This is a genomic window from Sneathiella litorea, from assembly GCF_009882915.1.
Taxonomy (GTDB): domain Bacteria; phylum Pseudomonadota; class Alphaproteobacteria; order Sneathiellales; family Sneathiellaceae; genus Sneathiella; species Sneathiella litorea.
Window position 1 is genome coordinate 1 of record NZ_WTUW01000006.1, and the last position, 491, is coordinate 491.

Genomic DNA, 491 nt, shown 5'->3' on the forward strand with positions numbered 1-491 from the left:
AAATCATACTCGGACAGAAGCTCGCGGATTTCCATCTCGACAAGCTCGATCAGCTCTTCGTCATCGACAAGGTCAACCTTGTTCATGAACACGACAAGCGCCGGTACACCAACCTGACGTGCCAGCAGAATATGCTCGCGGGTCTGGGGCATCGGGCCGTCATTCGCAGACACAACCAGGATCGCGCCATCCATCTGCGCCGCACCCGTGATCATGTTCTTCACATAGTCAGCATGGCCCGGGCAGTCCACATGCGCATAATGACGTTCACCCGTCTCATACTCAACATGGGCTGTCGAAATCGTAATACCGCGCGCCTTCTCTTCCGGCGCCTTGTCAATCTCGTCAAACGCAAACGCGGCACCACCGCTCTGCTCGGCAAGCACTTTCGTGATCGCTGCCGTCAGCGTCGTCTTTCCATGGTCAACATGGCCAATCGTGCCAATGTTTACATGCGGTTTACTACGATCAAATTTCTCTTTGGCCATTTT

1 protein-coding gene is annotated in these 491 nt (G+C 54.2%); it reads right to left on the reverse strand.

What is annotated here, in order from left to right:
* Positions 1 to 488 (reverse strand): GTP-binding protein (locus GQE98_RS13895; RefSeq protein ID WP_161316327.1); only part of this gene is annotated, 488 nt, incomplete at its 3' end.
* Positions 489 to 491: the final 3 nt, after the last annotated feature.